The organism is Nonomuraea sp. C10 (assembly GCF_008017515.1).
GTDB lineage: Bacteria > Actinomycetota > Actinomycetes > Streptosporangiales > Streptosporangiaceae > Nonomuraea > Nonomuraea ferruginea.
The window spans coordinates 6,727,726-6,753,439 of the sequence record NZ_VPFF01000001.1; the positions used below are offsets into that span (position 1 = coordinate 6,727,726).

Below are 25,714 nucleotides of genomic sequence, written 5' to 3' on the forward strand. Positions count from 1 at the left end.
ATGAGTTGCCAACACCTCGTATGCGCGCAGTGCGCGCACCCCGTCATCGAAGGCCGCTGCGCCCTCTGCCGAGCCAACCGCGAGCGGCTGCACGGTCATGGCTTCGCCGGCCTGTCACCCGCCCTGATCGCGATCGTCCTCCTCGTGGCGCTCTTCGCGACCCTGGTGCTCGAACACCTACTGGGCGTCTGACTCCTGGCGGCGCATCCAGCGGATCTCCGACTCGATGAACTGGTCGAGATCGCCGTCGAGCACCGCGCTCGGGTTGCCCGCCTCCGTGGCCGTCCGCAGGTCCTTCACGATCTGGTACGGGTGAAGGACGTAGTTGCGGATCTGCGTGCCCCATGACGTGGTCGTCGCCCCGCGCAGCTCCGACATCTTCTCCGCCTCCTCCTGCCGCTTGCGCTCGAGCAGCTTGGCCTGGAGGACGTTCATGGCGGTCGCGCGGTTCTGCAGCTGGGAGCGCTCGTTCTGGCAGGAGACGACGATGCCGGACGGCAGGTGGGTGATGCGCACGGCCGAGTCGGTCGTGTTGACGCCCTGGCCGCCGGGGCCCGACGAGCGGTAGACGTCGACGCGGATCTCGTCTTCGTTGATGTCGATGTGGTCGGTCTGCTCGACGACCGGCACCACGTCCACGCCCGCGAACGAGGTCTGGCGGCGCCCCTGGTTGTCGAACGGGCTGATGCGCACCAGCCGGTGGGTGCCGTGCTCGCCCCTGAGCGTGCCGTAGGCGTAGGGCGACTTGATCGCGAAGGTGGCCGACTTGATGCCCGCCTCTTCCGCGTACGAGGTCTCGTAGACCTCCGTGGGGTAGCCCTTGCGCTCGGCCCAGCGGAGGTACATCCGCAGCAGCATCTCCGCCCAGTCGGCCGCGTCGACGCCGCCCGCCTGGGAGTTGATGGTCATCAGGGCCTCGCGCGAGTCGTACTCGCCCGACAGGAGGGTGCGGACCTCCAGCGCGCCGATGTCGGAGCGCAGCGAGACCAGCTCCTTGTCGGCCTCGGCGCGGGTGTCGTCGTCGGCCTCCTCGGCCGCGAGCTCGTACAGGACCGAGAGGTCGTCGAGGCGGCGGCTCAGGCCGTCGACGCGGTTGAGCTCGCCCTGGAGGTGGGAGAGCTTGCTGGTGACCTTCTGCGCCTTGTCCGGCTCGTCCCACAGATCGGGGGCGGCGACCTGCGTCTCCAGCTCCTCGATCTGCTTGCGCATGGAGTCGAGGTCGAGCACGTCCTGGATGCTGCGGAGCGTGCCGGCGAGCTCGTTGATTGCGTCTGCCGGATCGATGTCTGCCACGCCTCCTTAGAGTACGCGACCGGCGGGGGTGCCGAATAACATGGCCAGGTGCGTGTACACGGTCGGCGTAAGGCGCTGGCGCTCGCCGCCGTCCTGCTGGCGGGGGCGTCCGGCTGCTCGGGTTCCGCCGCGGATCCTTCGCGCACCCCCGCGGCCGCCTCGCCGAGCCCGTCCGCCGACCCGACGCCCGCCGAGCCCGAGGTGACGCTCGCCGAGGCGGGCGAGGTGTTCACCACCTTCGTCGCCACCGACAGCGTGCTGCGCGCCTCCGGCGACCTGCGGCTCGCCATGGAGTACGTACGCGACTCGGAGGCCCGGCTGACCGCCGTCGCCTACCTGTCCAGCGGCGGCCGGCCGCCCCGCCACGAGTGGGGCTCCCCCACCCTGTACGTGCCGCGCTTCGCCGAGGGCGCGCAGGCGGTGTGGTTCTCGGTGCTGGCCGACCGCGACGGCGAGCCGACCATGCTGACCTTCGCCAGAAACGGCGACTGGCGGCTCAGCGCCGCCTCCCGGCTGCTCGACCCCGCGCACCGGCCCGACGTCGCCCTCGACGACCAGGGGTACGCCACCGCGATCGCCGGCGACGACCGGAGCGTCACCATCCGCCCCCAGCTCATCGGTCCTCTGCACGCCACCGTGGCCGAGACGGGCACCGACGGCGTCGCTGCCGGCCTCATCGCCGACGGCCCCTACACCACCGACGTCGCCAGCCAGATCACCGAGGCCAGGCAGAAGGCCAAGAAGGCCGGCTTCAGCTACGACTCCATCTTCCAGGCCGGCGACCACCCCGTGTACGCCCTGCGCACCGGCGACGGAGGCGCGATCATCCAGTACTCGCTCTCCCGCACCACCACGACCACGACCAAGACGGCCGAGGACGACTACATCCCGGTGCCCGACTCGGCGCGCTGGTCGATCTCGGCGCCGGTGGTGCGGCGCAACCTCCGGCTCACCGAGATCCACACGTACGTGACCGCGGTCCCCCCGGCGACGGCCCCGGCCGCGGCGGAGGTCGTCGGCCACGAAGGGGCGCTGACGAAGGCGACCGGGCAGTGAACGGGGTCAGTCCTCCGGGAGCAGGGTGCCGAGCGGCCCGAGATCGAGGTTGAGGTCGGCAGGCGTCAGGCCGAACCGCTCGCACAGCTCGGTCATGGCCTCCTCCAGCCTCATCAGGGTCAGCCCCACCGCCTCCAGCTGCTCCCCGGACAGCTCGCCGCGGTCCATCCGCCGCACACACTGACGCTCCACGAGCTGACGGATCAGCTCGATCAGCGTCAGCACCAGGCGGCTCAGGTCACGCTGCACCGAGTCGGCGTCGGTCTCCAGCCGCCACTCCCCCGGTTTCACCGCCTGCCGGTCAGTCGGCTCTGTCATGCCGCATCCCTCCGTCTACCGCGTCGCCCTCCCGTACCGACACCAGCAACGCCCGCAGGGAGATCCGTACGAGGTCGATGCCGGAAATGGACAGCACCACGTCGCCCGTCACCACCACCCCGCCCGCCAGCAGGCGGTCCAGCAGGTCGACGAGCGCCACCCGCTGCTCGGGCAGGCGTCCCTCGGCGGCGAGCCGGCCCCCTCTCGGCTCAGGAGGCGTCACCGTACGCCGTCTCACCGTCGTGGCCGAGCGCGGCGAAGGAGTAGGGCGCCCAGGGGCCGACGAGCTCCAGGGTGACGCCCCGTTCGGCGGGGTCCTCGACCACCCGGGCGAACTCGGCGGCGCGGGCCTCGTCCACCAGGTAGGCGCCGTTGAGCACCATCTGCTCCCGCCGCCCTGACAGCTGCGGGTCCTGGGCCCGGTGGCGGGTGCCGGCCACGGCGATGCCCATCAGCGCCTCGTGCACGGCCTGGGCGTGCTCGGCGGCCCGGCGCCAGCCGTCCTCACGTCCGCGCAGGGCCGCCCGGCGGCGGTTCAGGTAGGCGGCCCCCGGCGCCGCGTCCTGGGTTTCCGCCACCGGCTCGGCGGGGCCCGCGACGGCGTAGGCCTTCACGCCCCACTCCCACCGGCCCGACACCCGGCGCAGCACCTCGTCGAGCTGGGCGTGCCGCTCGTCGAGGAGCTCCCGGACCTGCGCCTCACCCGTGTAGACGGTGACCAGCCGCACCGGGGCCGTGGGCCCCCGGCGGGCGACGGCCTCCACGACCCGGTGATGGGCGCGCGCGATCTCCTCCAGCCAGGCGAGGTCCTCCATCGAGCGCCGCAGCGACTCCTCGCCGAACTCCTGGAGCGACACCGTGCTGATGAAGGCGGCCAGGCCCCGGTGCGCCAGACGGCGCACGGGGGCACCGGCGACGCCTGCCGGGCCGTCGGACTCGCCGCCCTCGTCACGGGTCACCGCGTACAGGTAGACGCCCTGCTCAGCGTCCACGCTCGACCGCCTCCGGCTCGTGGGCGGCTTCCGCCCGCGTGGCGACGATCTCCTCCAGCGCCGCGAGGCGGCGGCGCAGCTTGCGGTTCTGCTTGGCCAGCTCGTGGGCGTCGCCGGTCAGCCACGGGTCGTGCTCCCACCAGTCGATGCCCATCTCCCTGGCCGTGTCGACCGAGGCGATGAGCAGGCGGAGCTTGATCGTCAGCAGCTCGATGTCGAGCAGGTTCACCTGGATGTCACCGGCGATCACCACGCCCCGGTCGAGCACCCGTTCCAGGATGTCCCCCAGGTTGGCCGACTCGCGGCCGCCGTAACCCTGCTGCTGCATCGAGGACCCGGGAACGTATGGGCCCGACCTCACGGCGCTCACCGCGGGCCCTCGGCGGGGTCGCCGCTGCCCCGCTTGTAGCGGCGCACCCGGCGGTAGGACAGCAGTTCGCCCTCCATGTCGAGGTCGATCTCGTAGAGGGCCAGGGTGTCGCCGGACGACGGGATCCGGCGGTCCTCCACGATCTCCACGCCCACCAGCCACCCGTCGTCCGACGGCTCGACCCGTGTGACGCTCTCGGTGTCCTTGCCGGTCAGCTCGCTCATCATGCGCAGCCCCATGTCGGCCGCCGCGGCGGCCGGGATGTCCGCGGAACGCGGGCGAGGCGGCTCCTCGCCGCCGTCGTCCGCTCCTTTTCCGCCTGACGCGTGCTTGCGCTGGGTCCCCTGCCTGGCAGGCACGAAATCACCCCCGTATCCGCTGGTGCGGCCCCCGCCTCACCAGCCGGTCATCCCCTGCAGGATCTCCTCGACCGCCCGGGCCTCCTCCTCCTCGGAGATCCGACCGGCGGCCCTGGCCTGCTCCACCTCTTCCAGGCGGCGCCGGACCACGGCCGGATCGCGCAGCTCCCGCTCGACCTCGTCTCTCAGGAGCTCGCCGAGCTTGACGACCGAGTAGATCGGCAGCAGCGGCCAGCCAAAGAGCAGCGTCCCCAGTCCCAACGATGTTCACTCCTCCACGACGTCGTGTCCGTGGTCAGGCCGTACCCACGAAGTCGTACGGAGCCATCGGCCCGAGCAGGCGAACCTCGACGCGGCCCGACCACCGGCGGGCCAGCTCGTCCACGGCCTCTTCGAACTCGGCCTGTCTGTCCCGCTCCACCAGCGCGGCCACGTGCGCGGCCTCGCGCTCGTGGCCGACGTCGCGTACGACCAGTTGTTCGCACACGTCGGAGAGTGCCTCCAGCACCGTCGCCGTGTCCGTCTCCCGTTTGCCGGCGATCGCGTGCTCGATGATCTCTCCCAGGCGCATGCGCTCGTTGCGCGTCGCGTCCTCGGGCAGGCCGGCGATCCGATCCCTGAGCGTCGCGGCCTCTTCGTTCTCCTCCAGCACCTCCCTCAGGATCGTCCGCTCGTCGTACCGGGCGTTGACCACGTACTGCGTCCGGCCCTCCACCTCGCGCAGGGCGTCGACGAACGCGTCGTGGTACGGCTTCAGCAGCTCCTCCAGGACGGCGTCGGAGCCGGTCAGCACCGCCCCGAACCGGAACGGCAGGACCGGCACCTCCGCCGCGGTCTGGTCGAGCAGCGTCTGGTGCGCCCGCAGGTCCCGCGGCCGGCCCAGCGGCCGGTCGGCCCGGACGTCGCTCACCAGGGCCGCGATCTCGCCGAAGGTCACCAGTCCCACCTGGCCGCCGGGTTCTCCGACCCCCTCAGTCCCGGGCTCCACTTCGACATCCACGGGTACGATCCCGTACACGTAGGACGCGGTGCCGTTCACGTCCGCCGATGAGGTGTCCGCGGGCCGGGCGGCCTCTCCGCGTGGTGACATCTCAGTCATCCTCTCTGAGGCGTGCCTCGCGGGGCTGTTCCTCGGGCACGTCCTCGACCTCGTCGGCGGCGGCTTCGAGCGCGGGCTCCTCGCCCTGGTCGACGGACTTGGCCTGCGTCACGCCCTGGACGACCTCGGGCAGGTCCTTCTGCGTGGTCGACAGGTCGAGGCGGTTGACCGCCTCAGCGAAGCGCAGGTAGGTGTCGACGCTGGCCACGACGATCCGGGCGTCCACGGTCAACACCTCGATGCCGACCAGTGAGACGCGGACGAAGGCGTCGATGACCAGGCCCTTGTCGAGAATGGTGTCGATGACGTCCGCGAGATTCGTCCCCGAGCTGCCGCCGCCGGCAGGCGAGCCGCGACCGGCAGGTTGCACGGTCATGTCATACCCCCTGGTAGTGGCCGACCGGCCCTGACGGGTGACTACTCGGATCTGGCCCGACGGCGGCGCACCGGCCGCTCGGGCTCGGGAGCCGGGCGTCTGGACGTGGTGCCACGACGCCGCGCGGTGGCGGGCCGTCTGGGCGGCTCCTCCTCCTCGGGCTCCTCCTCCTCTTCGGGCTCCTCTTCCTCTTCGGGCTCCTCTTCCTCTTCCTCTTCTTCCTCCTCCTCAGGCTCCTCCTCGGGTTCCTCTTCTTCCTCCTCCTCCTCGGGCTCCTCCTCTTCCTCCTCGCCTTCGGGCTCTTCGGCTTCCGCCCGCTCGCCCTCTTCAGGCTCCTCGGGCTCCTCTTCCTCCTCGCCCTGCTCGCCCTGCTCCTCCTGGACCGCGGTCTCGTGGTCCTTGACGACCTCGCTGTCGCGGATCTCGCCGCGCCAGCCCTCAAGCTCGTCCGGGTTCAGCAGGAGGTGCGCCATCACGTGCCGCCGGAAGTGCTTGAGCTCCAGCCGCACCCGACGTCCCTGCGCGCGCCACAGGTTGCCGGTCCGCTCGAACAGGCCCTGCGGGTGGTACTCCAGCACCACCAGGACCCGGGTCAGGTCGGGAGTGATCTCGTGGAAGGTCACCGCCCCGTCGACGCGACCCTTCTCCCCCTCCGAGCGCCAGATGATCCGCTGGTCCGGGATCTGCTCGATGATGGTCGCCTTCCAGCTCCGGTGCGACATGAAGACCTGGGCTTTCCAGGTGAGCTCCTCGTCGGAGTCCTGCTTGACGGTCTCGACCTTCTTCATGAAGGTCGGGAAGTCCTGGAACTGGGTCCACTGGTCGTACACCAGACGGCGGGGCGCGCCGACGTCGAGCGCCTCCACGATGTTGGTGACCTTCTCGTGGCCTCGTCCGCCACCGCCGCCACCGCCGGTGATCTTCTGCATCACGCCCTTGAGCCCGCCCTTGAGCCCGCCCTTAAGAGCCCCGCCCAGGAAGCCGCCCGGTTTGTCCGAGCCCGTCACCGCGCTCATCAAACTCTTGCCCCCGTGTTCCACGTAGTCGGTGAGCCGGCCTGTCAGGCCTTCGATCTTGTCCCCCGCGGAGGACAGCACGCGCGTCCCCGCGGCCTGCAGGAGACCCTGAGCCGACTCCACCAGCCGGCCCATCGGCAGGCCGCCGGCCACTCCCTCGCCGGCCTCGGCCGCCTTCCCGGCGACCCCCTGGCCGGTCTCAGCCGCCTTCCCGGCGACCCCCTGGCCGGTCTCAGCCGCCTTCCCCGCGGTGTCCTTGACCTGGTCCCCGGCCGTTTCCGTCGCGGTTTCGCCGGCCTTGCGGGCCGTTCTCCCCGCCTTGCCTGCCACTCCCCGGACGGCACCGGTCGCCGCCTTCCTCAATCTCTCCGCATCAGCCACTTCGCTCACCCCCGTGACTGGCCGGCCCGCCGGACGGGACGCGTGCGCCGACGTGCCCCCTCACCTTCGGCCTTCTCCTGGGTCCGCGCCGGCCGTTTGGCCCGCGCCGGCTCCTCGGCCTCTTCCTCTTCGCCCTCCTCCTCGCCGGCCTCCTCTTCAGGCTCTTCCTCGTAGTCCTCTTCTTCGCCTTCTTCGCCTTCTTCGTCGCGGGACGCCTGTTTGGTGACCTTGTCCGCGGCTTCGCCGACACCGCCGAGTGACCCCGCGCGCTCCTGCAGCCTCTGGCTCAGAGAGTCGATCTGCCTGCTCGCCGCGGTCATGACCGCCGTCTTGCCGGCCTCCACGAGCTCGCCACGAAGGCGCTCGGTGAGCTGCTGGAGCTCCGGGGTCGAGCCGAGCGCCTTGACGCCCTGCGCGAGCGGGCCTCCGTTGCCGCAGCTCGCACGCCCCGCCAGCCCCGCCGCCGCCAGAGCCGCCGCCGTGCGCAGCTTCCGGCGCCTTCCGAGGCAATAGCCGGCGAGTACGGCGAAGGCCACCTGCAACTTGTTCGACATGATCAGCGCTCCTTCCGCTCGCTCACCATCTCGACGAACACTGGTGCAGTGCAGGCGGACAGACCCGAATGTGCTGGTGCCTGTTCGCCGCGGCATGCCCTACCCGTAATTCGGACAAAGCACCTCATTCGGTGAAAAGTGGCGCAGACTTGACGCGAGGCGCGTCCATCCGGACCACTGGTGAAACCCGCCTCGTCCGGGGCGGCACCGGCCGCTCAGGCGCCGCCCCGGACGACGGGCTCAGGCCTCCGTGCGCGGGAGGCTGGTCGACGAGACCAGGGTGCGGATGGCGCGGAGCGCCACCGACAGCGTGGCCAGGTCGAAGTTGTCGCTCTCCCAGATCTCGGAGAGCGTCTGCCTGCTGCGCCCGACCGCCGCCGAGTTCGCCTCCACCCACCTGGCCAGCCGCTCCTCGGGGGGCAGCCCGGAGGAGCTGTGGGCCAGGACGTCGCGGGTGAGCGAGGCGTGGGCGGCGTAGAGGTCGTCGCGGAGGGCGGCGCGGGCCATCGCGTTCCACCGGCTGTCGCGGGGCAGCGCGATGATGCGTTCCCTGAGGCGGGCCAGTTGGAGGCGGTCGGCGAGGTCGAAGTAGACCTCGGCGACCTCGTTGACCGGGCGGCCGCTGATGGAGGCGATCTCCACCAGGTCGAAGGTGGAGTAGGCGGGCACCATGGCGGCCACCCGCTCGGCCAGGTCGGCGGGGACGCCGCGGGCCACGAAGGAGTCGCGGCGGTCCTCGAAGGCGGCCAGGTCGGGGCCGGTGAGCAGCTTGGGCAGGTGGCCGAGGAGGCCGTTGACGCCCTTGACGAAGAAGCCGACCGAGCCCGCCAGGTCGAGCGGCGGGCGGCGGTTCGTGAGCAGCCACCGGGTGCCGCGCTCGCCGAGCTTGCGCGCCTCCAGCAGCATGGCGAGCTGGGTGGCGGTGTCGATCTCGTTGTCCAGCGACTCCACCTTGCGGTGGAAGCTGGCCAAGTCGAAGACCTCACGCGTGACGAGGAAGGCCCGCACGATGTCGGGCAGCGAGGCGCCGGTCTCCTCGCCGACCCGGAACAGGAACGTCGTCCCCATGGAGTTGACCAGGTCGTTCACGATGCCGGTGACGATGATCTCGCGCCGCAGCGGGTGCGCGTCCATGTACGCCCGGAACCGCTCGCGCAGCGCCGACGGGAAGTACGAGACGAGCCGGGGCGCGAGATACGGGTCGTCGGGGAGCTCGGTGCCGAGGAGTTCGGCGTCGGCGACGAGCTTGGTGTAGGCGAGCAGGACGGAGAACTCGGGCGCGGTCAGCCCCAGCCGGGCCTGGCGGCGCTCGGCGAGCGCCTTGTCCGACGGCAGGAACTCCAGCCCCCGGTTGACCCGGCCGTCGCGTTCGAGGCGGCGCAGGTAGCGGGCGTGGATGTGGAGCATCTCGACGGCCTGGGCGCGGGCGGCGGCCAGGACGACGTTCTGCGCGTAGTTGTCGCGCAGCACCAGCTCGGCCACCTCGTCGGTCATGGAGGTGAAGACCTGGTTGCGCTGCTTGTCGGTCATCTCGCCGTCGCGGACCACCTGGTCCAGCAGGATCTTGATGTTGACCTCGTGGTCGGAGGTGTCGACGCCGGCGGAGTTGTCGATGAAGTCGGTGTTGACGAGACCGCCCGCGAGCGCGAACTCTATGCGGGCGAGCTGGGTGAAGCCGAGGTTGCCGCCTTCGCCGACGACCTTGCAGCGCAGGTCGGCGGCGTCGACCCGGAGCTGGTCGTTGCCCTTGTCGCCGACGTCGACGTGGGTCTCGGCGCTGGACTTGACGTAGGTGCCGATGCCGCCGTTCCACAGCAGGTCGACCGGGGCGCGCAGGATGGCGCTGATCAGGTCGTTGGGCGCCAGTGAGGTCACGTCGCCGGGCAGGCCCAGCGCGTCGCGGATCTGCGGGGTGAGCTGGACGGACTTGGCGGTACGGGGGAACACGCCGCCGCCCTTGGAGATGAGCGAGGCGTCGTAGTCGGCCCAGGAGCTGCGCGGCAGTTCGAAGAGACGGCGCCGCTCGGCGTAGGAGCGGGCCGCGTCAGGGCTGGGGTCGATGAAGATGTGGCGGTGGTCGAAGGCGGCCACCAGCCGGATGTGCTGGGACAGCAGCATGCCGTTGCCGAACACGTCGCCCGACATGTCGCCGATGCCGGCCACGGTGAAGTCGGTGGTCTGCACGTCCACGCCCATGGTGCGGAAGTGGTACTTGACCGACTCCCAGGCGCCGCGGGCGGTGATGCCCATGGCCTTGTGGTCGTACCCGATGGATCCGCCGGAGGCGAAGGCGTCGCCGAGCCAGAACCCGTACTCCTTGGCGACCCCGTTGGCGATGTCGGAGAACGTCGCGGTGCCCTTGTCGGCGGCGACCACCAGGTAGGTGTCGTCGCCGTCGTGCCTGACGGTGTCGGGCGGCGGCACGACCTTGCCGTCGACCAGGTTGTCGGTGACGTCGAGCAGGCCGGAGATGAACATCCGGTAGCACTCGACGCCTTCGGCGAGCAGGTCCTCCCGGGAACCGGTCACGGGCGGACGCTTCACCACGAACCCACCCTTGGAGCCGGTGGGGACGATGACCGTGTTCTTCACCATCTGGGCCTTGACCAGGCCGAGGATCTCCGTCCGGAAGTCCTCCATCCGGTCCGACCAGCGCAGCCCGCCCCTGGCGACCTTGCCGTAGCGCAGGTGGACGCCCTCCACCCGGGGCGAGTACACGAAGATCTCGTACTTCGGCCGCGGCAGCGGCAGCACGCTGATCGCCTGCGGGTCGAACTTGAGCGAGATGTACGGCTTCCGCTTCCCGTCGACGGTCTGGAAGTAGTTCGTGCGGAGGGTCGCCTCGATCATCTCCAGGTACGCGCGCAGGATCCGGTCCTCGTCCAGCGAGGCCACCTCGTCCAGCGCTCCCAGGATCTCCTCCTTGAGCGCCCCCGTCAGGTCCTCGCGCACCTCGCCGTCGCGGCGCGGGTCCAGGCGGGACTCGAACAGGCGCACCAGCAGCCGGGACAGCCGCACGTTGCCCAGCAGGACCTGCTCGATGTAGCGCTGGGAGAAGTTGCTGCCGGCCTGGTGCAGGTACTTGGCGTAGACGCGCAGGATCTCGACCTGCTCCGTGGTCAGCCCGGCCTTCAGGATGAGCGCGTTGAAGTCGTCGGCCGGCGCCCGCCCGTGCCAGAGCGCCATCAGCCCGTCCTGGAAGAGCCGCTTGAAGTCGCCCCGCTCGATCTCGGGTGACGGGGTGTAGCGCAGCCCGAAGTCGTAGATCCAGGCGTTCTTCGTGGCCGGGTCGTTGTCGCGGTCGATCTCGTACGGGCGCTCGTCCACCACCTCGACCCCGAGGCGCTGGATCAGCGGCAGCATCTTCGACAGCGAGATGGACGACCCGAGCCGGTAGACCTTGAGCCGCCGCTCCCCCTCCGCCGCGTCGTACGGCTCGTACAGGTTGAGGTCGATCTCGTCGTCGCCCGCGCCGACGAGATGCTCCAGCCGGCGCAGGTCGGCGACGGCCACCTGGGGCTGGAAGTCGGCCTTGTACGCCTCGGGGAAGGCGACGTGGTAGCGCTTGACCAGCCCAGGGGCCTCCTCCTCGGAGGTCATCTCCCTGATGGCCGCGCCGAGGTCGTCCTCCCAGGAGCGGGTGATCGCGGCCAGCCGCGCCTCCAGCTCCTCGACGTCCACGCCCGGCGCCGGGAGCTGCTTGCCCCGCTCGCCGCGGATGACGACGTGCAGCCGGGCCAGCGCGGACTCGCCTATCGACGCCCGGTAGTCGAGACCCTTGCCGCCCAGCGCCTTGAGCAGCAGCTCCTGCATCTGCAGGCGGACCATGGTGGTGTAGCGGTCGCGCGGCAGGTAGATCAGGCAGGAGATGTAGCGGCCGTAGTCGTCGCGCCGCAGGAAGAGCTTGACCTGCTTGCGCTCGCGCAGCCGCAGCACGCCCAGCGCGATCGGCAGCAGCTGCTCGGTCGAGGTCTGGAACAGCTCGTCGCGGGGGAACGTCTCCAGGATCTCGATGAGGTCCTTGCCGTCGTGGCTCTCCGCGGTCAGCCCGGCGGCCTCGATCACGGCCGCGAGCTTGCGGCGCAGCACCGGGATGCGGGAGATGGACTCGTTGTACGCGACGTGCGTGAAGAGGCCGAGGAAGCGGCGCTCGCCGACGACCTCGCCCTCGGGCGAGAAGAGCTTGACGCCGATGTAGTCGAGGTAGGCGTCGCGGTGGACGGTGGCGCGGGAGTTGGCCTTGGTGATGATGAGCAGCTGCTTCTCGCGGGCCCTGGCGCGCAGCTCGGCGGGGAGCGAGGAGAAGCTGTCGGAGTGCACCTTGTCGTCGCGCAGGATGCCGAGCGCGGCGCCCGGCAGGGCGCGCAGCGTCTCGCCCTCCTCGCCGCTCTCCAGGCGGTACTCGCGGTAGCCGAGGAAGGTGAAGTGCCCGTCGGCGAGCCAGCGCAGCAGGTCGAGGCTGTCCTCGACCTCGGCGGGCGGCAGCGGCGGGGGGTTCACCGCCAGGTCCTCGGCGGTCTGCAGGGCCAGCGCGCGCATCTTGCGGAAGTCCTCGACCGCGTGGCGCACGTCGGTGAGCACCCGCTGCAGGTCGGTCTCCAGGGCCTTGAGCAGCGCGGGGTCGGACTGGCGGTCGACCTCGACGTGGATCCACGACTCGACCAGCATCTGCCCGGTGACGTCCTCCTGGCCGCTGCCGAGGATCTTGCCGGTCAGGTCGCGGCGGACCCGGATCTGCGGGTGGACCACGAGGTGGACGCCGATGCCGTGCCGGTCGAGCTCCATCGTGACGGAGTCGACGAGGAACGGCATGTCGTCGGTGACCACCTCGACCACCGAGCGGCCGGGGTCCCACCCGTTCTCGTCCAGGGTGGGGGTGTAGGCCCGGACCACCGGCCTGCCCTGCGGGCGGGTCTCGGCCAGCTGCCGCTGCGACATCGCCGGACCGTACACGTCCACCAGATTGCGGTCGAGCAGGTCGTCGGGGGGCACGTGCCGGTAGTAGACGCGCAGGAAGGTCAGTGCCTCCTCGGGGCTCACATGGTCGCTGCCCACCGCGCACCGTTGCGCGGCTCGCTGGAGCAGCTCATCCTTGGCCTCGTCGAGCGGCATTTCGCTCTCACTCCTTTGTGAGGGTTAGCCATGGCGGGGTTGGAGCCAGGCTTTGAGTTCCCACGACAGCGGGAAATAGTACATTTCACTACGGACATGCCCGTATGGACTGAAAACTTCCGGCCGGCGGGACATCGGCCCCGAACGCAAGAAAGTCCTGGGGGCGTCATCGTCTCCCAGGACCTCGACCTGCTCGACCAGCCGGAGGCGGCCGCCGTAGGACAACCGGCGGCCCTCCTCACCGAACTGCCTGTCGCGAGGGACGGTCGCATCGTCGTCGATGCCCACCGCACACCTCCCCCACATCCCCGGTGAAGCGAAACCGGGCGCACGCCTCGCCGTACCGATACCACCCGAAAAGGGCAAAGACGTCAACGTGACATCGACATCGGCGGGTCGTCTTCGGATGCGGAGGGCGCCTGCTTGAGCTCGTCGAGCCGGTCCGGCACTTCGGCCAGTTCGACAAGCTCAGCCTGGCACTGCTCGCACACCTCGAGGTGGCGCTCGAACGCCTCGTGCTCCGAATCATCGAGCACGCCGAGGACGTAGGCGGCCACCCCGTCATGCATCAGCCGGCTACCCCCTTGTCCCGCAGAAGTTCACGGAGAGCCCGGATGCCGTAGTAGAGCCGGGACTTCACCGTGCCCGGCGGGATCCCCAGAATCGCCGCCGCTTCACTTATCGTACGGTCCCGTAGGTAGGTCTGCTCAATAACTTCGCGGTGTTCGTCCGACAGGCTGCGCAGAGCGTCCGCCACGACGATCGCGGACAGCGCTCTCTCGGAGCCGTCGGGCACCGCCATCATGTCGACTTCCGGGGGCTCGACCTCATGAGGCCGAACACTCTTTCGCCGACGTCCGTCAATGACGATCCGGCGGGCCACGGTCAGCAGCCACGCCCAGAGGAGGCCCGGTTCCCACTGCAGTCTGGCCGAGTTGCGCCAGGCCCGGACGAGCGTCTCCTGCACCACATCCTCAGCCCATTGCAGATCGTTACCGGTCGACTTACGTACATGGCGCAGTAGAGGGCCGCCGAACTCCTGGTACAGCACCGCGATGCGGTGCTCCGCCTCGGCATCAGCACTCTCGAACCTGCCGTCGAGGTGACTCAGCACGGGGCACATCTTTACACCTTCGTTATCAGTCCGGTAGCCACTCCGATAACTCCAGTTATTTCTAACTATTCCTCAGGATGGGTGAACCGGCCGTGATAAGGCCGCGTACCTCCCACCATGCACAGGCTTTTGCGTGGCGAAGTAGTGATGTTCGGCGGCTTCGCCCTCGCGGCAGCGGTCACGATCCTCCTGGTCATGCCGCAGGCGAACACGGCCGTGCTGACAGAGGTGACGCAGACGTCCACGGGCCCGCTCGGGCCCGCGGACCGCGACTTCCTCGTCAAGGTGCGGCAAGCCGGCCTCTGGGAGATCCCCGTCGGCCAATGGGCCCAGAAGCGCGCGGACTCCGCGCGGGTCAAGGACGTCGGGCAACATCTCGTGGAGGACCACACGAAGCTGGACGCGCAGGTACGCCGGGTGGCGGCGAAGCTCAACGTCCCGCTTCCCGATCGGCCGAGCCCTGACCAGCAACGGTGGATGGCGCAGCTGGCGTCCGAGACCGGTCCGGCATTCGACAGGGACTTCGCCCGCCTGCTGCGTGCGGCACATGGCAAGGTGTTCGCCGTCGTGGCGAACGTGAGGGCGGGCACCCGCAACGCCGAGATCAGGAAGTTCGCCGGGACGGCCGTGACCGTGGTCATGCGGCACATGACGCTGCTGGAGTCCACCGGCCTGGTCAATTACGACGAGCTTCCGGAGCCCCCGTTGCCCTCACAGGCAGCACCCGCCCCAGCGGCGGTCGACCCGAGGAGACAACCATGAGATCCAGACGCATGGCCGCGGCCATATCCGCCTTAGCGGTGGTGGCCGGCGGGCTGGTGTCCGCAGTGGTCGTCGGCGGCGCTCAACCGGCCTTCGCCGACTGTGAGATCACCGAACAGCGGCCTCCTGGTCAGCAGCAGAACCAACCTCAGGACCAACCTCAGGACCAGCCTGAAGACCAGCAGCAGGACCAGCCTCAGGACCAGCCGCAGCAGAGCCAGGCTCCGCAGGAGCAGGATCAGGAGAACCAGGGCCGGGACGACGACCAGCAGGGCCAGGATCAGGGAGCCCAGCAGGACCAGAACGGCGACGGGCAACAGAACCAGGAGAACCAGAACCAGAACGACCAGCAGGGCCAGGACCAAGGGGCCCAGCAGGACCAGCAGGACCAGAACGGGGGCGGGGCCCTCGTCGACCCGCCGGCGGACCCTGAGGCGTCCGCTGAGACCTTCGGACAGCGGAACCGGGACCAGGACCGCGACCGCCGCCGGAACAGGCCCAGGCCCAGTCAGCAGCCGTCCAGCACCGCCTCACCGTCGCCCACCGGAGGCCAGGAGTCGGACTGCCTGAACATCGGCCCGTTCGTGACCGACTTCGTGGACATCAGGCAGATCCCGCGCAGCCGGCAGGACGCCCGCATCGGCCGAGGCGGCTCGCGCGGCACGTTCGTGTCCCGCTGCGGCACCAACGGTGAGGGCCACTTCAACCCTGACAACTTCATCGTCGCTCCCGGAGTGCGCAATGGGGCACACCACCTGCACGACTACGTGGGCAACCTGTCGGCAGACGCCTTCTCGACCGACGAGAGCCTGGAAGCCGCGGGCACCACGTGCCGCCTGGGCGACAAGTCCACGTACTTCTGGCCGGTGCTGCGCGACCGCACGGTCGACGAGAACGTCGACGACCCCGACCGCAACGTCGGCCAGGTGCTCCGTCCGCGGTCGGTGACCCTGCAGTTCCGCGGCAACGCGCGCGCCCGGGTCGTGGCGATGCCGCGCTTCCTGCGGATCATCACCGGTGACGCCAAGGCGGCCACCAACGGCCCGGCCAACGCCCGCGCCGGCTGGTCCTGCAGCGGCTTCACCAACCGGATCAGCTCCGACAAGTACCCCCTGTGCCCGCGCGGCAGCCAGGTCCTCCGGATCATGGACTTCCCGAGCTGCTGGGACGGCCAGAACAACGACAGCGCCAACCACCGCACGCACATCGTCTTCCCGGACCAGAGCGGCGCCTGCCCGCAGGGCACGCAGCCGGTCCCGCAGTTGCGGATGACTCTGGCCTACTCGGTGCCGAGGGGCCCCTCGTTCGCCCTCGACGCCTTCCCCGAGCAGTTGCACAACCCGGTCACCGACCACGGTGACTTCGTGAACGTGATGCCGGAGCGGCTCATGTCCAACGTCGTGAACTGCATCAACCGAGGCCGTCGTTGCTGACCTCCGTCCCCGGGAACAGCAACGAGGCCGAGTAGGCCCTCCCGAGTCGCACCCTCATCCGACCTTGGAGGGAATGGATGCTCCACAGACGACACCCCCGGCACGCCCCCACTCAGCTGGATACCAGGAACATCCGGCTCGGGGCGAGCGCGTCGATCGCCGCGGTCCTTCTGTCGGTCTTCGCACTGACACTGACGGATCGCGGCATGGAGATGCTCGGCCGAGGGGTGAGCTTCCTCGAGTACTACGCGGGCGTGCTGGCGCTGGTGTCCCTGACAGCGACGGTGGCCCTGGGGTTGCTCACCACCGAACGTGTTTTCCTGTCCCCGGCGAACCGGGTCCGCGCGCAGCTCGCGCACCGGGCCGCCGCGTTCGCCGGGACGGCGTTCCTGCTCACGCACGTCGCGCTCATGATCTCGCTGGAGCACGTCTCGCCGGCCGCCGCCGTGATCCCCGTCGAGGGGATCTACGTCGGGTTCGGGACGATCGCCTTCGACGCGATGGTCGTGGTCGTGATCACGGGGATCGTACGGGGAAGGTTCGCGGTGACCGGCAGGCCGTGGGTGTGGCGGCTGATGCACGCCTCCGCCTACGTGGCCTGGCCGGTCTCCATCCTGCACGGACTCACCGCGGGCCGGTGGGCGGCGAGCTGGGTCTCCTGGTCGTACATCGCCTGCCTGGCCGCCGTCGCCTCGGCGCTGCTCGTCCGCCTGCTCGCGACGATGCTGCGGCCTCCGCAGACCGCGGAGTGGGTCGACGCGCCCGAGGCCAGTGACGCACCCGTCGAGGTGCCCGCGGGGGTCAACGCGCCGGTGAGCCTCGCCGAGGCCCGGCGGAAGTACCGGGAGGCGGGATGACCCCGCCCATGATCGACCAGGAGAAGCCGTGATCCCCCATTCGGTGCCGCGCGTGCTGCGGCTGGGACCGGCCCGGCTCACCGCCGGACTCGACCACACCAGGCGGCTGGACCTGCCGGCGCATCGCACGCTCCACGGCGACCAGGTGCCCCGCACGCTGGACGACATCATCGCCCAGGTGGAGGAGGTGGACATGCGCGGGCGCGGCGGCGCGGCGTTCCCGTTCGCGCGCAAGCTGCGGGCGGTCTCCGACGCCGCCGGCTCGGGCGAGTGCGTGGTCCTGGTGAACGGGGCCGAGGGGGAGCCCGCCAGCTCCAAGGACGCGATGCTGCTCGTCCGCAACCCGCACCTGGTGCTGGACGGCGCCGTGCTGGCCGCGGAGGCGCTCAACGCCCGTGAGGTGGTGGTCGCCACCGTAGCGGGCGAGGTGGCCGAGTCGTCCATCACCGCCGCCGTGGCCGAGCGGCGCGCCGCCAACGTGGCGGGCGCCGCCGAGAGCCGCATCGGGATCCGCGTCGTCGGCCTGCAGGAGCGGTTCATCTCGGGCGAGGGCGGCGCGCTGGTGCGCGCCGTCAACGGCCTGGAGCCGGTGCCGCCCGGCCGGAAGCGGCGGGCCAGCACGAGCGGCGTGGACGGCCTGCCCACCCTGCTGTCGAACACCGAGACGTACGCGCAGCTCGCGGTGCTGGCCGAGCTCGGCGCCGAGCAGTACGCGAAGGTGGGCACCAGCAGGGAGCCCGGGACCGTGCTGCTGACGGTGAGCGGCGGGGCCGCGAACCCGGCGGTGGTGGAGGCCCCGACGGGCACCAGGCTGATCGACGTGCTCGACGTGTGCGAGTCGGAGATCGGCGACGGCGTGCTCATCGGCGGCTACCACGGCGCCTGGCTGGACTCCCGCACGGCGATGTCGGCGATCGTCTCGCGCGAGGGCATGAAGCAGGCGGGCGGCAGCCTGGGCGCCGGGATCGTGGTGCCTCTGGGCGAGTCGACCTGCCCGGTCGGCGAGGCGGCCCGGGTGGCCGCGTATCTCGCGGCCCAGTCGTCGGGGCAGTGCGGCCCGTGCCGGCTGGGCCTGCCCGACGTGGCCAGGGGCCTGACGGCGCTGGCGGACGGCACGGGCTCGATCGACGCGGTGCGCCGCTCGGTGCGCGCGGTGGAGCGGCGGGGGGCCTGCTTCCACCCGGACGGCACGGCCAGGTTCGTGCTGTCGTCGCTGGACGCGTTCGAGGAGGACATCGCGCTCCATCTGGAGCACGGCTCCTGCGGGCGGCCGGTGCGCGGCGTGCTGCCGCTGCCGGAGCGCGAGGACGAGCCGGAGTACCGCCTGGACGTCGACTGGACCCGCTGCCAGGGGCACGGGCTCTGCGCGCACCTGCTGCCGGAGTTCGTGACGCTGGACGACTACGGGTTCCCGTCGTTCAAGACGGTGCCCGGCTGGATGCTGAAGGAGGCGAACCGGGCCGTGGACATGTGCCCGGCGCTCGCCCTGCGGCTGGCGGAGGCGGGTTGACCGCTACAGGCCGAGCAGCGGGAGACACGGGCCCAGGTGGTGGATCTCGATCCCCTCCACCGGGGTCCAATCGGCGCGGGGCAGGCGGAAGTTGCGGGTGACGACCGGCCTGCCCTGCCGCCTGTGCAGGGTGATGCCGTCATCGTGGTAGCCGAACTTCCTGGTCACCGCGATCGAGGAGTGGTTGTCCTCGAACGCCTCGGTGGTCGCGTACTCGGCGCCCAGGCCGGCGAAGGCCAGGTGGAGCACCGCGCCGCGCATCTCGGTGCCGATGCCCATGCCCTGGAACCGGCGGCCCAGCCAGGACCCCGACGACACCTCGCGCAGGAGCGTGAAGTCGCGGCCGGCCAGCGCCTGCGTGCCGACGATCCGGCCCTCGAAGACCACCACGAAGTCCAGCGACCACTTGGCCGGCGACAGCTCGCCCCACTGCCGGAAGTGGTACTGGATCGTGCTGTGGGCCCGTTCGGCCGGGGCCGCCTCGGACCAGGGGAACAGGAACGGCATCACGCCGGCTTCGTGCACGCCTTCGGCCGCCCGTTCCGCGAGCTCGTCCAGGTCCTCAAGTGAGGGATAGCGGAGTTCGAGACGCGGCGTCGTGATGGAAAGTCGAAAAAACGGCCAACTACGCATAGTTCCGTATATTTCCACCGAAAGGCCGCGTCAGCGAACGCTTTTCTCTCGACTGTCAAAAACCCGCGAAACGCTGAAAAGCGGCCCGTCGTCCGTACATGATGGACTTCACTCGGCAAGGGCCGGTGTCAGCGGGCAGGACTCCCGCCGGTACCTGCCCGGAGCGACCCCGTGCGCGCGCTTGAACGCGTTGGCGAACGCGAACTCCGAGCCGTAGCCCACGCGGCGCGCGACCTCGCTCAGCGGCGCGTCGGTCGAGCGCAGCAGCCGCGCGGCGGTGGCGAGCCGCCACCAGGTCAGGTAGCCCAGCGGCGGCTGCCCCACCAGCGTGGCGAAGCGGCGGGCGAAGGCCGCCCGGGAGAGCCCGGCCAGCTCGGCGAGCGAGGCGACCGTCCACGGGCGGGCGGGGTCGCCGTGGACGGCCTCCAGGGCGGCGCTGATGCCGGGGTCGGCCAGGGCGGCGGCCCAGCGGCCGACCGTGCAGCGCTCGACGTCGAAGTCCAGGTAGGCGCGCATGATGTAGAGGAGCAGGGTGTCGAGCAGGGACGCCACGATGGTGTCCGCGCCCAGCCGCGGGTCGGCGATCTCGGCGGCGAGCAGGTCGACGGCCGCGCGGAGCTCCCGCTGCTCGCCCAGGCGCGCGGGCAGGTGGATCAGGTCGGGCAGATCGCGCAGGATCGGGTGGCCGAGCGTCTGGTCGAGCCGGTAGCCGCCGCAGAGCGTCACCGTGACCGCGCCGGACCCGCCCGCCGAGGCGGAGGCGAACAGCTCGATCTCCCCGTCGGGACCGCAGTGGCTGTCGGCGATCTCGGTGGCCGGCGAGTCGGCCAGCACGTAGCCATGGCCGTGCGGGAAGAAGAGCACGTCGCCGACGTGGAGCTGGATCGGCTCGCCCGAGTCGGGAAGCAGCCAGCAGGACCCTTGCAGGATCACCTGGAAACCGGCGGAGCCAGGCATCGCGGGGAACCGCTGACCCCACGGCGCGTGCCAGGCGACGCGGACGGAGTGGGGCAGCCCGACCCGCATGCCGGCGATCACATCGCTGAGTACGTCCACAGGGCGAGTCTAGCCCGGAAGACGATCGCGTATAAACCACAGACATTCACGCATTGGAAGGCGCACCCATCCCCCCTACCGTTGCTTGCGGCAGAGGAGGATTCCGTGACCACGACCCTGATGCGCGCCGCGCGCATCCATGAGTACGGCGACGCCGGCGTGATCCGTTACGAGGCCGTGCCGAGACCGTCTCCCGGGCCGGGCGAGGTGCTCGTCCGGATGGCGGCCACCTCGTTCAACCCTTCGGAGGTGGGGCTGCGGGCGGGCTACCTGAAGGACGTGCTCGGCCTGACGCCGCCGCTCACGCTGGGCTGGGACCTGGCGGGCACCGTCGCCGAGACCGGCCGGGGCGTCACCCGCTGGTCGCCGGGCGACCGGGTGTTCGGCCTGGTGAGCGGGAGCGCCGCCGAGTACGCGGTCGCGTCCGAGACCGAGCTGGCGGCCGCGCCGGAGGGCATCCCGCTGGCCCACGCCGCCGCGATCCCCGTCGCCGGGCTGACGGCCTGGCAGGCGGTGCACGAGGAGGCGGGGATCCGGGCCGGGCAGCGGGTGCTCGTCAACGGCGCGGGCGGCGGGATCGGCCTGTTCGCCGTGCAGCTCGCCAAGCGGGCGGGGGCGACCGTCACCGCCACGGCGAGCCCGCGCAGCCGGGAGGCGGTGGCCCGGCTGGGCCCTGACGAGATCGTCGACTACACGGCGGAGCCGCTGCCCGGCGGCATGGACGTGGTGCTCAACCTGGCGGCCGTGGCCCCCGCGGAAGCGGCGGCGCTGGCCCCGCTCGGCGACCTGGTCATCACCGTGGCCACACCGGTCGAGGCCCCGAACGCACGCCACTTCGTCAGCCGCGCCGACCCGGGCCAGCTCGCCGAGATGGCGGCGCTGATCGACAAGGGCGAGCTGGTCGTCGAGATCGCCGAGACCCACCCGCTCACCGCGTCGGCCGAGCTGCACCGCAGGGCCGAGGCCGGCGAGATCCGCGGCAAGATCATCATCACTTTCTGAGGAGCACTTCGTGATCAAGATTGGCATCGTCATCGGCAGCACCAGGCCCGGACGGGCGGCCGAGACCGTCGCCCGCTGGGTGCACGACCTGGCGGTCAAGCGCGGCGACGCGGACTACGAGCTGGTCGACCTGCAGGACTTCGCGCTGCCGCACCTGGACGAGGCGGTGCCCGCCGCCATGGGCCAGTACGCGCGTGAACACACGAAGGCGTGGTCGGAGCGGATCTCCGGGCTCGACGGCTTCGTGTTCGTCACCCCCGAGTACAACCACTCGTACACGGGGGCGCTGAAGAACGCCATCGACTTCCTCTTCCACGAGTGGGGCGACAAGTCCGCGGGCCTGGTCAGCTACGGCGTCGACGGCGGGGCGCGGGCTGCCGAGCACCTGCGGCAGGTGCTCGGCCAGGTCAAGATCGCCGACGTGCCGGCCCAGGTCACGCTCTCGCTCTACACCGACTTCGAGAACATGAGCGTGCTGACCCCCGGTCCGCACCAGGAGGAACGGGTCACGGTCATGCTCGACCAGGTCGGCTCGTGGGCCAAGGCGCTGCGCCCGCTCAGGGTGTGAAGTAGCGCAGCACCTCGGGGTTGGCCATGGCGTCGGGGTTGGCCGCCTGCTCGACGGGCGTGCCGAGCAGGATCTTGCGTACCGGGACCTCGAGCTTCTTGCCCGACAGCGTGCGCGGGATGCCGGGCACCGCGTGGATCTCGTCGGGCACGTGGCGGGGCGACAGCTCCTTGCGCAGCGCCGTGCGGATCGCCCGCTCCACCTCGGGGGTCATGTCGGCCCCGTCGGCGAGCGTCACGTACAGCAGCAGCCGCCCTTCCTGCCCGAGCTGACCGGTGTCGATGACCAGGCTGTCGGCCACCTCGCCGAACCGCTCCACGACCCGGTAGAACTCGCTGGTGCCCATCCGGACGCCGCCCCGGTTCAGCGTCGAGTCGGAGCGGCCGTAGATGACGCAGCTGCCGTCGTCGTTCAGCTTGATCCAGTCGCCGTGGCGCCACACGCCCGGGTAGACGTCGAAGTAGCTCTCCCGGTAGCGCTCGCCGTCGGGGTCGTTCCAGAACCCGACCGGCATCGAGGGCATCGGCGCCGTGATGACCAGCTCGCCGACCTCCCCGACGACCGCCTTGCCGCTGGGGTCGAAGGACTCCACCTTCGCCCCCAGCGACCGGCACGGGATGACCCCGGCCCTGATCGGATGGAGCATGGTGGCCCCGACGAACCCGGTGCAGACGTCGGTGCCGCCGGAGAACGACCCGATCGGCACCCCCGGCAACCGCTCGCTCACCCAGGCGAACCCCTCCGGCGGCAGCGGCGACCCGGTCGAGCCGACCCCGCGCAGCCGCTCCAGCCCCTCGGGGACGACCCCGGCCTTCATCGAGGCCATGAGGTACGGCGCCCCCACCCCGAAGTAGGTCACACTCTCGGAGGCGGCGATCCGCCACAGCGCGGCGGGCGACGGATGGGCGGCCGAGCCGTCGTAGAGCACCGGGGTGGCCCCCACCAGCAGGGCGCCGATGAGGTAGTTCCACATCATCCAGCCGGTCGTGGTGTACCAGAAGAACACATCGCCCTCACCCAGGTCCTGGTGGAAGGAGAGCGACTTGAGGTGTTCCAGCACCACGCCGCCGTGGCCGTGCACGATCGGCTTGGGCAGCCCGGTCGTGCCGCTGGAGTAGAGGATCCACAGCGGGTGGCCGAACGGCACCCGCTCGAACTCCAGCGGCCCCGCCACCGCGCGCAGCCCCTCCCAGCCGATCACCTCGCCGTGCGGCACCTCGGCGGTGTCCGGCCTGGCGGGCTCGGCGTGCTGCGGCGGCCGCCCGTCCTCGGCGGCGGCGAGGTACGGGATCCACACGGTGGCGCGCAGGCTGGGCAGCGCGGCGGCGATCTCGTTGACGGCGTCCGAGCGGTCGAAGCTCTTGCCGTTGTAGCGGTAGCCGTCGACCGCGATGAGCACCTTGGGCTCGATCTGCGTGAACCGGTCGACCACGCTCGGCACCCCGAAGTCGGGCGAGCCGGCCGACCAGATCGCGCCGAGCGAGGCGGTCGCCAGGAACGCGATCAGCGCCTGCGGGATGTTCGGCAGGTAGCCGGCCACCCGATCGCCGCGCCCGACCCCGAGCCGCACCAGGCCGGCCCGCACCCGGGCGACCTCCTCACGCAGCTCCGCGTACGAGATCTCCTGCCGGGCGCCGTCTTCCGAGACGAACACGACCGCGGTGCCCTCGGTGCGCCGCAGGGCGTTCTCCGCGTAGTTGACGGCGGACCCGGTGAACCATTCGGTGCCGGGCATCGTCCCAGAGATGACGGGCCCGTCGCCACGCTCTCCGACCACCTGGAAGTAGTCCCAGATCGACGACCAGAACTCCGCCGGGTGGTCGACCGACCACTGCCACACGTCCTCGTACGCCTCGCCGGGGCGGCCCAGCCACGCCAGATAGCGTGTCAGCTCGGCGCGGGCCACGATCTCGTCGGTCGGTTCCCAGAGAAGTGCACCTTCAGCAACCATGTGCCCCATCCTGTCGGCAGGCCGGGCGGGATTCATACCCGCGTTCCCACATAACTTGCTAGCGCCTCAGGTGGTCCACCGCCATACGCGCGGCCGTGCCGATCACCGCGTCGGCGCGCGGATGGTTGAGTGCGGCGCTGAAGGCGCGGGTGATGACCGCCACGGCGTAGCGGCCGCCGTCGGGATACTCGACCACGCCCGCCTCGCCGCGCATCGTCGGCAGCGTGCCGGTCTTCCCGCTGACCGCCACGTCGTCGTACGGGAAGCCGGCGGCCAGCCGGTGCGGCCAGACCTGGAGGTTGAGCACGGTGCGCATCCACGCGCAGGACTCGGGCGAGGCGGCCTCGTCGTGCCAGATCAGCCCGAACAGGCGGGCCAGCTCGCGCGGGGTGCTGCGGTTGGTGCGGGCGGGGTCGAGCGCCCGCATCCTGGCCAGGTCCTCCGGGTCGAGGTACGGCCAGCCGTGCCCGGTGTCGACCGCCATGCTCCCGTTGGTCTCCCCCGCGGTCATCAGCACGCGGGTGGCCTCGAACCCGAACCCTTCCAGCATGGCGTTGACCGCGTCCATGCCGACCCTGGACAGCAGCGCGTCGGCGGCGGTGTTGTCGCTCACCGCGATCATCAGGTAGGCGAGGTCCCGCAGCGACATGGTGACGTCGTCGTGCATGGCCGACAGCCCCGTGGGGCCGGCGGCCCGGTCGGCGGCGGTGACGGTCACCCGGCCGGTCAGGTCGAGCAGCCCGGCGTCGGCCTGCCGGCAGAGCTCGACCATCAGCGCCACCTTGAACATCGAGGCCATCGGCAGCCACTCGTCGGGGTCGTGGCCGACCTCCCGCCCGGAGTCGAGGTCGGCGGCGAACAGCCAGCCGGTCACGCCCGCCACCCGGAACAGCTCCGCGAACGCCGGCCCGGTCATGCCAGCATCCCCGGCCTCCGGCTGACCCGCCGCACGGGGGCCGCCGCCTCGTCCGTCATCCCGGCCCGCTCCTTAAGAATCCGTACGGCCAGCGCGGAGAAGCCCTTGACCGCCTCCGTCTCCGCCCGCCAGGCCGTGGAGACCTTGTAGGCGATGGGGGAGCCTAGCAGCGGCCGCCAGGCCAGGCCCGGCACCTCCGCCCTGGGCGCGAACGCCACCGCCATCCCGGCCAGCACCATCCCCAGCCCGGCGCCCTGGTGGACCTGGCCGGGCACGTAGCCGTGACGGCGGCACTCGGCCAGCGTCTCGGCGTGCATGCCGGGCTCCCCCTCTCTGGGCGGCATCAGCAGCTCGCGCCCGCCGAGGTCTGCCAGGTGCAGCTCGCCCGCGCGGGCCAGCGGATCGCTCTCGGCCAGCAGCACGCCCTGCGGCTGCACCAGCAGCGGGCCGAAGCCGAGCCCGGGGGCGTTCACCGGGTGGCGCACCAGGCCCACGTCGATCGTGCCGCCGGCCAGCGCCGTCACCTGGTCGGCCGTCCAGATCTCCGCCGGCGCGAGCCGTACGCCCGGACTGGTCTCGCGGAAGCCCTCGACCAGGGCGGCGATCGCGGCGGCGGCCAGGTCGGGCGGCACGCCGACCTTCAGCACGGCGCCCTCGCCGTGGCGGGCCAGCTCGTGCAGCCTGTCGACCCTGGCCACGATCTCCCTCGCCTCGCCGAGCAGCAGCCTGCCCGCCTCGGTGAGCCGGACCTGGCGTCCGCCCCGGTCGAACAGCCGCACGCCCAGCTCCTCCTCCAGGCGCTTGATGCGCTGGCTGAGGGGCGGCTGGGCCATGCCGAGCCGGATCGCGGCGTTGCCGAAGTGGAGCTCCTCCGCGACGACGGTGAAGTAGCGGAGGTGCCGGACCAGGTCCATGGCCAGCCACTATATCTAGATTTATATCGATGAGGGCCATATATCAGTATTGGACAGGCTGTGTTGGGCTCT

27 protein-coding genes and 1 pseudogene are annotated in these 25,714 nt (G+C 70.9%); 8 read left to right on the forward strand and 20 right to left on the reverse strand.

The annotated features are described in order from the left end of the window. A complete protein-coding gene (locus tag FR742_RS30790) occupies nt 1-192 on the forward strand; it encodes a hypothetical protein (protein ID WP_148034183.1) in 192 nt (63 codons plus the stop codon). Here the strand turns inward: FR742_RS30790 and prfB are convergent. Beyond that, complete coding sequence (gene prfB / locus FR742_RS30795) at nt 178-1,293, reverse strand: peptide chain release factor 2 (protein ID WP_148034184.1); 1,116 nt, start codon at nt 1,291-1,293, stop codon at nt 178-180. The two genes, FR742_RS30790 and prfB, sit on opposite strands and share 15 nt — an antisense overlap. Nucleotides 1,294-1,341: 48 nt before the next feature. On the opposite strand from prfB, the gene FR742_RS30800 reads away from it, so the two are divergent. Next, nucleotides 1,342-2,349, forward strand: coding sequence for a hypothetical protein (locus tag FR742_RS30800; RefSeq protein WP_148034185.1), 1,008 nt, complete (start codon nt 1,342-1,344; stop codon nt 2,347-2,349). 6 nt (nt 2,350-2,355) lie between these two features. Here the strand turns inward: FR742_RS30800 and FR742_RS30805 are convergent, their stop codons facing one another. From FR742_RS30805 to FR742_RS30865, 14 genes and pseudogenes are all read right to left on the reverse strand, one after another. Next, the gene (locus FR742_RS30805; RefSeq protein ID WP_148034186.1) at nt 2,356-2,667 is read right to left on the reverse strand and encodes a gas vesicle protein K; all 312 of its coding nucleotides are present in this window, start codon (nt 2,665-2,667) and stop codon (nt 2,356-2,358) included. Continuing rightward, nucleotides 2,651-2,890, reverse strand: coding sequence for a gas vesicle protein GvpJ (gene gvpJ / locus FR742_RS30810; protein WP_148034187.1), 240 nt, complete (start codon nt 2,888-2,890; stop codon nt 2,651-2,653). The genes FR742_RS30805 and gvpJ (FR742_RS30810) overlap by 17 nt, the downstream gene beginning before the upstream one ends. Further along, complete coding sequence (locus tag FR742_RS30815) at nt 2,877-3,659, reverse strand: GvpL/GvpF family gas vesicle protein (protein WP_148034188.1); 783 nt, start codon at nt 3,657-3,659, stop codon at nt 2,877-2,879. The genes gvpJ (FR742_RS30810) and FR742_RS30815 overlap by 14 nt, the downstream gene beginning before the upstream one ends. Beyond that, nucleotides 3,649-3,987, reverse strand: a complete 339-nt coding sequence (gvpJ, locus tag FR742_RS30820) for a gas vesicle protein GvpJ (RefSeq protein WP_148034918.1) — start codon at nt 3,985-3,987, stop codon at nt 3,649-3,651. Before gvpJ (FR742_RS30820) ends, FR742_RS30815 begins: the two co-directional genes overlap by 11 nt. A gap of 38 nt (nt 3,988-4,025) precedes the next feature. Beyond that, a complete protein-coding gene (locus FR742_RS30825; protein WP_261808828.1) occupies nt 4,026-4,388 on the reverse strand; it encodes a gas vesicle protein in 363 nt (120 codons plus the stop codon). Nucleotides 4,389-4,424: 36 nt separating this feature from the next. Next, a complete protein-coding gene (locus FR742_RS30830) occupies nt 4,425-4,649 on the reverse strand; it encodes a gas vesicle protein GvpG (protein WP_148034189.1) in 225 nt (74 codons plus the stop codon). 34 nt (nt 4,650-4,683) lie between these two features. Continuing rightward, the gene (locus tag FR742_RS30835) at nt 4,684-5,478 is read right to left on the reverse strand and encodes a GvpL/GvpF family gas vesicle protein (protein WP_148034190.1); all 795 of its coding nucleotides are present in this window, start codon (nt 5,476-5,478) and stop codon (nt 4,684-4,686) included. Between the two features lie 175 nt (nt 5,479-5,653). Then, nucleotides 5,654-5,863 (reverse strand): annotated as a pseudogene (gene gvpJ / locus FR742_RS46625) (gas vesicle protein GvpJ); the annotation flags it as partial. A gap of 41 nt (nt 5,864-5,904) precedes the next feature. Further along, nucleotides 5,905-7,209: an SRPBCC family protein gene (locus tag FR742_RS30845; protein WP_261808829.1), complete on the reverse strand. Its 1,305-nt coding sequence runs from the start codon at nt 7,207-7,209 to the stop codon at nt 5,905-5,907. 56 nt (nt 7,210-7,265) lie between these two features. Beyond that, entirely contained in the window at nt 7,266-7,814 is a 549-nt protein-coding gene (locus FR742_RS44790) for a hypothetical protein (RefSeq protein ID WP_187281377.1), read from the reverse strand. Between the two features lie 240 nt (nt 7,815-8,054). After that, complete coding sequence (locus FR742_RS30850) at nt 8,055-12,926, reverse strand: NAD-glutamate dehydrogenase (RefSeq protein WP_148034192.1); 4,872 nt, start codon at nt 12,924-12,926, stop codon at nt 8,055-8,057. A gap of 24 nt (nt 12,927-12,950) precedes the next feature. Continuing rightward, on the reverse strand, nt 12,951-13,214 hold the full coding sequence (locus FR742_RS30855) for a hypothetical protein (protein WP_148034193.1): 264 nt from the start codon (nt 13,212-13,214) through the stop codon (nt 12,951-12,953). A gap of 83 nt (nt 13,215-13,297) precedes the next feature. Beyond that, a complete protein-coding gene (locus FR742_RS30860) occupies nt 13,298-13,495 on the reverse strand; it encodes a zf-HC2 domain-containing protein (protein ID WP_148034194.1) in 198 nt (65 codons plus the stop codon). Beyond that, nucleotides 13,495-14,049 carry a sigma-70 family RNA polymerase sigma factor gene (locus FR742_RS30865; protein ID WP_246639336.1) on the reverse strand — a complete coding sequence of 185 codons (555 nt, stop codon included), beginning with the start codon at nt 14,047-14,049 and terminating at the stop codon, nt 13,495-13,497. Before FR742_RS30865 ends, FR742_RS30860 begins: the two co-directional genes overlap by 1 nt. 120 nt (nt 14,050-14,169) lie before the next feature. On the opposite strand from FR742_RS30865, the gene FR742_RS30870 reads away from it, so the two are divergent. From FR742_RS30870 to FR742_RS30885, 4 genes are all read left to right on the forward strand, one after another. After that, a complete protein-coding gene (locus FR742_RS30870) occupies nt 14,170-14,802 on the forward strand; it encodes a DUF4142 domain-containing protein (RefSeq protein ID WP_261808830.1) in 633 nt (210 codons plus the stop codon). Then, nucleotides 14,799-16,235: a DUF1996 domain-containing protein gene (locus tag FR742_RS30875; RefSeq protein ID WP_187281378.1), complete on the forward strand. Its 1,437-nt coding sequence runs from the start codon at nt 14,799-14,801 to the stop codon at nt 16,233-16,235. The genes FR742_RS30870 and FR742_RS30875 overlap by 4 nt, the downstream gene beginning before the upstream one ends. A gap of 77 nt (nt 16,236-16,312) precedes the next feature. Beyond that, nucleotides 16,313-17,092, forward strand: coding sequence for a hypothetical protein (locus tag FR742_RS30880; RefSeq protein WP_148034196.1), 780 nt, complete (start codon nt 16,313-16,315; stop codon nt 17,090-17,092). A 28-nt stretch (nt 17,093-17,120) separates the two neighbouring features. Beyond that, entirely contained in the window at nt 17,121-18,602 is a 1,482-nt protein-coding gene (locus tag FR742_RS30885; RefSeq protein ID WP_148034197.1) for an NADH-quinone oxidoreductase subunit NuoF family protein, read from the forward strand. A gap of 3 nt (nt 18,603-18,605) precedes the next feature. Here FR742_RS30885 and FR742_RS30890 read toward each other — a convergent pair whose 3' ends face one another. Together FR742_RS30890 and FR742_RS30895 are read right to left on the reverse strand one after the other, a co-directional pair. Beyond that, nucleotides 18,606-19,235 (reverse strand): GNAT family N-acetyltransferase, encoded by a 630-nt coding sequence (locus FR742_RS30890; protein WP_148034198.1) that lies wholly within the window; start codon nt 19,233-19,235, stop codon nt 18,606-18,608. A 108-nt stretch (nt 19,236-19,343) separates the two neighbouring features. After that, nucleotides 19,344-20,291: an AraC family transcriptional regulator gene (locus tag FR742_RS30895; protein WP_148034199.1), complete on the reverse strand. Its 948-nt coding sequence runs from the start codon at nt 20,289-20,291 to the stop codon at nt 19,344-19,346. Between the two features lie 105 nt (nt 20,292-20,396). On the opposite strand from FR742_RS30895, the gene FR742_RS30900 reads away from it, so the two are divergent. Then, nucleotides 20,397-21,293: an NADP-dependent oxidoreductase gene (locus tag FR742_RS30900; protein ID WP_261808831.1), complete on the forward strand. Its 897-nt coding sequence runs from the start codon at nt 20,397-20,399 to the stop codon at nt 21,291-21,293. Between the two features lie 10 nt (nt 21,294-21,303). Further along, the gene (locus FR742_RS30905) at nt 21,304-21,861 is read left to right on the forward strand and encodes an NADPH-dependent FMN reductase (protein ID WP_148034200.1); all 558 of its coding nucleotides are present in this window, start codon (nt 21,304-21,306) and stop codon (nt 21,859-21,861) included. On the opposite strand, the gene FR742_RS30910 is transcribed toward FR742_RS30905, so the two are convergent. Genes FR742_RS30910 through FR742_RS30920 form a run of 3 tightly spaced genes read right to left on the reverse strand, consistent with a single transcriptional unit; the run spans nt 21,851 to nt 25,642 of the window. Further along, a complete protein-coding gene (locus FR742_RS30910) occupies nt 21,851-23,812 on the reverse strand; it encodes an acetoacetate--CoA ligase (protein WP_148034201.1) in 1,962 nt (653 codons plus the stop codon). The genes FR742_RS30905 and FR742_RS30910 overlap by 11 nt on opposite strands. Nucleotides 23,813-23,870: 58 nt before the next feature. Then, nucleotides 23,871-24,728, reverse strand: a complete 858-nt coding sequence (locus FR742_RS30915; protein WP_148034202.1) for a serine hydrolase — start codon at nt 24,726-24,728, stop codon at nt 23,871-23,873. Further along, on the reverse strand, nt 24,725-25,642 hold the full coding sequence (locus FR742_RS30920) for a LysR family transcriptional regulator (protein ID WP_148034203.1): 918 nt from the start codon (nt 25,640-25,642) through the stop codon (nt 24,725-24,727). The genes FR742_RS30915 and FR742_RS30920 overlap by 4 nt, the downstream gene beginning before the upstream one ends. Nucleotides 25,643-25,714: the final 72 nt, after the last annotated feature.

Coding starts and splice junctions, on each gene's coding strand:
- FR742_RS30790 (WP_148034183.1), top strand. CDS start 1: ATGAGTTGCCAACACCTCGTATGCGCGCAGTGCGCGCACCCCGTCATC.
- FR742_RS30805 (WP_148034186.1), bottom strand. CDS start 2,667: ATGACAGAGCCGACTGACCGGCAGGCGGTGAAACCGGGGGAGTGGCGG.
- gvpJ (WP_148034918.1), bottom strand. CDS start 3,987: ATGCAGCAGCAGGGTTACGGCGGCCGCGAGTCGGCCAACCTGGGGGAC.
- FR742_RS30835 (WP_148034190.1), bottom strand. CDS start 5,478: ATGTCACCACGCGGAGAGGCCGCCCGGCCCGCGGACACCTCATCGGCG.
- FR742_RS44790 (WP_187281377.1), bottom strand. CDS start 7,814: ATGTCGAACAAGTTGCAGGTGGCCTTCGCCGTACTCGCCGGCTATTGC.
- FR742_RS30850 (WP_148034192.1), bottom strand. CDS start 12,926: ATGCCGCTCGACGAGGCCAAGGATGAGCTGCTCCAGCGAGCCGCGCAA.
- FR742_RS30860 (WP_148034194.1), bottom strand. CDS start 13,495: ATGCATGACGGGGTGGCCGCCTACGTCCTCGGCGTGCTCGATGATTCG.
- FR742_RS30865 (WP_246639336.1), bottom strand. CDS start 14,049: ATGTGCCCCGTGCTGAGTCACCTCGACGGCAGGTTCGAGAGTGCTGAT.
- FR742_RS30875 (WP_187281378.1), top strand. CDS start 14,799: ATGAGATCCAGACGCATGGCCGCGGCCATATCCGCCTTAGCGGTGGTG.
- FR742_RS30880 (WP_148034196.1), top strand. CDS start 16,313: ATGCTCCACAGACGACACCCCCGGCACGCCCCCACTCAGCTGGATACC.
- FR742_RS30890 (WP_148034198.1), bottom strand. CDS start 19,235: ATGCGTAGTTGGCCGTTTTTTCGACTTTCCATCACGACGCCGCGTCTC.
- FR742_RS30910 (WP_148034201.1), bottom strand. CDS start 23,812: ATGGTTGCTGAAGGTGCACTTCTCTGGGAACCGACCGACGAGATCGTG.
- FR742_RS30915 (WP_148034202.1), bottom strand. CDS start 24,728: ATGACCGGGCCGGCGTTCGCGGAGCTGTTCCGGGTGGCGGGCGTGACC.
- FR742_RS30920 (WP_148034203.1), bottom strand. CDS start 25,642: ATGGACCTGGTCCGGCACCTCCGCTACTTCACCGTCGTCGCGGAGGAG.